The following is a 5,848-nucleotide window of genomic DNA, read 5'->3' as shown; positions in this document are numbered from 1 at the left end:
TCATTTTCTTAGTTCTCCTTTTTAAAAACCAGCTTGCTGATTATATTTTTCTTTATAAAAACGCATAATTTTATTGTCAGTTTTACGTATAGGGATATCTAAATTTAATAGCAGTTCTGAAAACACTTCGAGGCCTTTTTCTCTATTACTTACTTCATATTCTATCTCAAAATCCTCTTTATTTAAATAATAACTATGATCCAATACGATTAATCCATTCCTATAGGCTGTTTCGGCTCTAATTGTTGTTAATGAGCCAAAATACTGCATGAGGTTAGGATCGATCTTCATTGCCTCAATTATATTTCTAATAGATTCAGCCATTATTTTTCCAGTGTTGAACATGTTCTCAGCCATCTCATCAGTAAGATGTTCATTCGTCTCAAGAAGTCCGTCCCCGTGAGGCTGCTTAAGAGTTAATTCAAATTTATTATTCTTTCTTCTAATTCTAAGGGCACAGCCGGCCTTTTTTAATGCAAAATCTTTCGTATCAAAATAATGATTTTCCTGTGTGAAAAAATTTTCATCGTTAAACTGAAAAAAGTTTTTTAACTTGTTGAATTCTTGTTTTGTAAGTATATTTTTTAATTCAATTTCAATTGTTTGCGACAAATTCTTCATTCCTTTCAAAGGGTTACAGTCTAATTATCTCCTTCATAATTGTTTACTGCAATTTTTTTGGGAAATAGATTCTGCTAAATACTTATATTAGGGTTTTATTGCCCGATAATCTGCGATAAAATAAGATAAGTTTGGAGGTAGAAATGATGACAAAAAAAATATCAATAATTGACGCAAGTTTCAAAGTGAATGAAAAGGCAGTTGAAATCAAAGTAGAGGAAGGTTACGCCGTAATTAATTTAAAGCCAATGGAGCAGATGTTAGTTGATTCAGATAATCTTTCCTTTATTTACATAACAGACAAGGATGAAGAGTATACATATTTAGCCATCCCGCAAACCATTTGGTCGCAGCTTAAGGAAGCATTGGATTTGGAGTTTAAGGTTTATTTAACAGATGGTAAGGATCGAATCCATCTTCCGGGATTTATAGAAGAGTTCGGCTACCTAATTGAAAATATTAAAGGGAATAGTAATTACGGAGAAGATATGGTTAAAAAAGTCGAAAGCATTTTTTAATCAATTGAATAATCATCCGCCCATACATAATCTAGCCTACATTCCTTTTAAGGCAGATTTTAATTAGACAATATTTTCGGATGAGGTGTTGATGACGTGAAAAATTGGGATCAATTTTTAGCTCCATATAAGCAGGCTGTGGAAGAACTAAAGATAAAGCTTAAAGGAATGCGTAAACAATTTGAACAAGAAGGTACTCACTCGCCAATCGAATTTGTAACGGGAAGAGTAAAGCCTATTGCAAGTATACTTGATAAGGTAAATCAAAAGAGTATTCCATTAGATATATTAGACACGGAATTGCAGGATATTGCAGGACTTCGAATGATGTGTCAGTTTGTAGATGATATTAAAAAGGTTGTTGAATTGTTAAGAAAGCGAAATGACTTTGAAATAGTGGAAGAACGAGATTATATTTCTCATAAGAAGGTAAGCGGCTATCGTTCTTACCATGTTGTCATTCGCTACCCAGTTCAAACGATTAACGGTGAAAAACAGATTTTAGCTGAAATTCAAATTCGTACACTTGCGATGAACTTTTGGGCTACCATTGAACATTCGCTAAATTATAAGTATAAGGGTCAGTTTCCAAAGGATATTCAAATGAGACTTCAAAGGGCAGCAGAGGCAGCCTTCATGCTTGATGAAGAAATGTCGCTAATTCGAGGGGAAATCCAGGAAGCCCAAGCCTTTTTTTCAAGAAATAAAGAACAGCAAGGCAACAACCCTAAGTCACATAAAAGTTAAATGTCTGTAAAGGAGATATTGCGATGAAATTTGCCATTACCTCGAAAGGCGATAATAAATCTAATGCACTCATGCATAAAATGAGAACGTATTTATTGGATTTTGATCTTATTTATGACGAAGAGAAGCCTGATATTGTCGTCTCAATTGGCGGGGATGGCACGTTGTTGTACGCTTTTCATCGTTATACCGGCCGTTTGGACAAAACAGCATTTGTTGGGATTCATACGGGGCATTTAGGCTTTTATGCGGATTGGGTGCCTGAGGAGATTGAGAAACTCGTAATTGCGATTGCGAAAACTCCATTTCAGGTGAGTGAATACCCGTTGCTGGAGGTTATTATTCGATATCAGCATGGGGGCAGAGAAACCCGCTATCTTGCCTTAAATGAATCAACGGTTAAGGCGGTTGATGCCACCCTCGTAATGGATGTAGAAATACGCGGGCAACACTTTGAACGGTTTAGAGGGGATGGGTTATGCGTATCAACTCCTTCGGGGAGCACCGCCTATAATAAAGCATTAGGCGGCGCAATTCTTCATCCTTCCTTATCTGCTATTCAAATTGCGGAAATGGCTTCTATCAATAATAAAGTGTTTCGGACTGTTGGCTCACCGCTAGTTCTTCCCGCACACCATACTTGTATGTTAAAGCCGGTTAATGGCCCTGATTTTCAAATTACAATTGATCATTTAAATCTGCTTCATAAGGATGTAAAATCAATTCAATTCCGGGTGGCCGATGAAAAGATCCGCTTTGCCCGCTTTCGACCGTTTCCTTTCTGGAAAAGAGTTCATGATTCATTTGTGGCTGATTAAAATAGTAATGAAAGAAAAAGGTGGACAAGAATCGGGATGTCAAGGTTTGAACTAATGTGGCACATAACTTCAGAGGACGAAAATAAAAACATCAAAGATTTTTTATATGAAAAGGATATTTCGAAAACGTCTTTAACAGATATTAAATTTAAAGGCGGTTTTATTTCTGTAAATGGAAATGAAACAACGGTCCGTTATTCTCTAAAAGAAGGTGACATCCTGATTATTGGATTTCCAGAAGAAATTCCAAGTGATGGGATTAGAGGGGAAGAGCTTCCGCTAAACATATTGTATGAAGACGACTTTATACTAGTAGTAAATAAGCCTGCTGGCATTAGTACCATACCTTCAAGGGAGCATCCTGACGGCAGCCTCGCAAATGCCTTAATCGGCTATTATCAGCAAATCGGTTTAAACGCAACAACCCATATTGTAACAAGACTTGATCGTGATACATCAGGAATCGTCCTAGTAGCCAAGCATCGGCATATCCATCATTTGTTTAGCAAGCAGCAAAAAGCTGGAATGATAAACAGAGAATATGAAGCGCTTGCTGAAGGGGTCCTGAAAGAAGAGAGCGGTGTTATTAGGCAGCCAATAGCAAGAAAGAAGGATAGTATTATTGAAAGAGAAGTTAATCCAGAAGGGCAATATGCCTGCACTCATTATGAGGTCATTCGTATATATCGGGACTTTACTTATCTAAAGCTAAGACTTGAAACAGGGCGTACCCATCAAATCCGAGTGCATATGTCTTATTTAGGCCATCCATTGCTCGGAGATGATCTCTATGGTGGAAATCTTGACTTGCTTTCACACCAGGCACTGCATTGCAGCAAGCTTTCGTTTGTTCATCCCATTACGGAAGAAAAGCTGACTTTTAATCAGGAATTGCCTGATGATATGAGAAAAATACTTCAGATGGAGGGTGACTGTTAGTAATGGTCACCCTTTACTTTTGTAAGAGCTAAATCTTTCGAAACTTTTCTTCAACAAGCGGCAATGTTGATGGTACGGACACAATCTCCATTTCTGGGTATTTTAGAGCGGATAATTTGTTTCCAAATACAGCACCTGTATCGATATTGTATGTATTATTCACGATCCTGACCTCCTTTACAGGTGTGTGACCATACACAATTACCGCTTTTCCATGATAGGCTTGAGCCCAATCTCTTCGGACAGGCGAGCCGTCTGGATTTTTTTCTCCTGTAATATCTCCATATAGTACGAAGGTTTTTACCTTTTCAGAATGCTGGCCAATATAGTCTTCACGTATGCCTGCATGGGCAATGATTAGCATCCCTCCATCTAGCACAGCATAAAGCGGAGCATCCTCATACAGGTTCATAAATTTCTCTCGAATAGCCTGTTGATTTTTCTTATCAAGAGAATCATATTCGGCAGCGGTCGTTTCAAGGCCATGGGTAAGCTGAACTTTATTCCCCAAGAAGAAGCGGTATAGCTTGTTGCAATGATTTCCAGGTACATAATATGCGTAACCTCCGCTAACAAGCCTGCAAACAATTTCCGCCACTTTTAAAGAGTGTGGACCACGATCTGTTAAATCTCCTGCGAATGCTAATTTTCTGCTTTTGTCGTGAATGGGTATGCCCTTCTCCCAGCTGTAGCCAAGCTTAATGGTCAGCTCATTAAATTCATGAAAACATCCGTGAATATCTCCTATAATATCAAGCTTCATACGTAACTCCTTTTTTACTTTTATCATATCAATAAAGGCGATTCTTATCCTGATTATCTACTCAAAATAGTTAAATTTTATTGCTTCATAAAATGGTTAGCTAAGGTTAATTCATGATATAAAAGGGTAAAGAGGGGAAAGTATGGGCAGATATTCTTTTATCATAAGTTAAGCTAGATAAATGGTTATGTTTTTGCTTAAATCAAGCGACAAGGATGTTATAATTTGCTAGTATTATGGAGTATTCAGGCGTATATGCTTGATGAAGAGAGGGGGCTGTGAAATATGGAGGAAGCTTTAAGTGAGAAAGCCACTCATCATATGGACAGGGAATTGCTCATCAATTCTTTACAAAATGAAGATATAGAAAAATTCCGGGATGAATTTCTAGAGCTGCATCCTTATGATCAGGCTTCATTTTTTAAGGAATTAGATGAAGACACGCGTGAAAGAATTTATCATTATCTTTCCCCAGAAGAAATGGCAACATTATTTGAAAACTTAGAAATAGATGATGAAAGCTATCAAGATGTCTTGGCAGAAATGAATCCAAACTATGCAGCTGAAATGATTTCAAAAATGTACGTTGATGATGCAGTTGATGTCTTAAATGAGCTTGAAAAGGATCAGGTTGTCAGTTATTTAACGATTATGGATGAAGAAGCAGCACAGGAAATCAAAGATCTGCTTCATTATGAGGAATATACAGCCGGAAGTATCATGACAACTGACTTTGTTTCCATTGCTTCCAATCAGACGGTTCGGTCTGCCATGTATATATTAAAAAAAGAAGCGCCAAAGGCAGAAACGATTTACTATATCTATGTTCTTGATGAAGAAGAGAGACTAGCAGGAGTCATTTCCCTTAGAGATTTAATTGTGAATGATGATGACACAATGATTTCAGAAATAACAAATGAAAGAATCGTCTCGGTATCCGTTGGCGATGATCAGGAAGAAGTTGCGCGAAAAATAAAAGATTATAATTTTCTAGCGCTGCCTGTTGTCGACTTTCAAAACCATCTGTTAGGAATCATAACGGTTGATGACATTATGGATGTTATGGAAGAAGAGGCATCTGATGATTACTCGAAGCTTGCTGCAGTGTCAGATATGGATACAATTGACCGCAGTCCTTTTTCAGCTGCCCGCAAAAGGCTGCCATGGCTAATTATCCTCCTGTATTTAGGGATGGGAACGGCAAGCCTTGCTGCTCGTTTTGAAGCAACGCTGGAGAAGGCGGCCATATTAGGGGCATTCATAACTTTAATTGCCGGAATGGCTGGAAATACTGGAACACAGGCATTAGCCGTTGTTGTTCGTGGGATTGCAACCGGTGATTTGGAAAAAGAAAGCAAGCTCAAGTTAATTTATCGAGAAGCTGGTACTGGCTTAATCACTGGTTCAATTTGTGGAGTCCTTGTCACGGTAACCATTTTTAT

Annotated in this window: 7 protein-coding genes; 5 read left to right on the top strand and 2 right to left on the bottom strand. The window is 37.8% G+C overall.

Annotated elements, in window-relative coordinates:
- Window positions 1-21: 21 nt before the first annotated feature.
- Window positions 22-612: a CYTH domain-containing protein gene (locus V7149_RS11080; RefSeq protein WP_335345688.1), complete on the bottom strand. Its 591-nt coding sequence runs from the start codon at window positions 610-612 to the stop codon at window positions 22-24.
- Between the two features lie 152 nt (window positions 613-764).
- On the opposite strand from V7149_RS11080, the gene V7149_RS11075 reads away from it, so the two are divergent.
- From V7149_RS11075 to V7149_RS11060, 4 genes are all read left to right on the top strand, one after another.
- Window positions 765-1,139: a hypothetical protein gene (locus V7149_RS11075; RefSeq protein WP_335345687.1), complete on the top strand. Its 375-nt coding sequence runs from the start codon at window positions 765-767 to the stop codon at window positions 1,137-1,139.
- A 96-nt stretch (window positions 1,140-1,235) separates the two neighbouring features.
- A complete protein-coding gene (locus V7149_RS11070; RefSeq protein WP_335345686.1) occupies window positions 1,236-1,886 on the top strand; it encodes a GTP pyrophosphokinase in 651 nt (216 codons plus the stop codon).
- 23 nt (window positions 1,887-1,909) lie between these two features.
- Complete coding sequence (locus V7149_RS11065) at window positions 1,910-2,704, top strand: NAD kinase (RefSeq protein WP_335345685.1); 795 nt, start codon at window positions 1,910-1,912, stop codon at window positions 2,702-2,704.
- 36 nt (window positions 2,705-2,740) lie between these two features.
- The gene (locus tag V7149_RS11060; protein WP_335345684.1) at window positions 2,741-3,643 is read left to right on the top strand and encodes an RluA family pseudouridine synthase; all 903 of its coding nucleotides are present in this window, start codon (window positions 2,741-2,743) and stop codon (window positions 3,641-3,643) included.
- Window positions 3,644-3,671: 28 nt separating this feature from the next.
- On the opposite strand, the gene prpE is transcribed toward V7149_RS11060, so the two are convergent.
- The gene (gene prpE, locus V7149_RS11055; protein ID WP_335345683.1) at window positions 3,672-4,406 is read right to left on the bottom strand and encodes a bis(5'-nucleosyl)-tetraphosphatase PrpE; all 735 of its coding nucleotides are present in this window, start codon (window positions 4,404-4,406) and stop codon (window positions 3,672-3,674) included.
- 285 nt (window positions 4,407-4,691) lie between these two features.
- On the opposite strand from prpE, the gene mgtE reads away from it, so the two are divergent.
- A partial coding sequence (gene mgtE / locus V7149_RS11050; protein WP_335345682.1) for a magnesium transporter occupies window positions 4,692-5,848 on the top strand: 1,157 nt, incomplete at its 3' end.

The organism is Bacillus sp. JJ1503 (genome assembly GCF_036965125.1).
In the GTDB taxonomy this organism is placed as follows: domain Bacteria; phylum Bacillota; class Bacilli; order Bacillales; family Cytobacillaceae; genus Cytobacillus.
Note: the sequence above shows the minus strand (reverse complement) of the source record. Positions and strands in the feature narration are given on the sequence as shown.

Bases quoted from the DNA above. Each gene is read 5' to 3' on its own strand.
- V7149_RS11075 (WP_335345687.1), top strand. From the start codon at position 765: ATGATGACAAAAAAAATATCAATAATTGACGCAAGTTTCAAAGTGAAT.
- V7149_RS11065 (WP_335345685.1), top strand. From the start codon at position 1,910: ATGAAATTTGCCATTACCTCGAAAGGCGATAATAAATCTAATGCACTC.
- prpE (WP_335345683.1), bottom strand. From the start codon at position 4,406: ATGAAGCTTGATATTATAGGAGATATTCACGGATGTTTTCATGAATTT.
- V7149_RS11060 (WP_335345684.1), top strand. From the start codon at position 2,741: ATGTCAAGGTTTGAACTAATGTGGCACATAACTTCAGAGGACGAAAAT.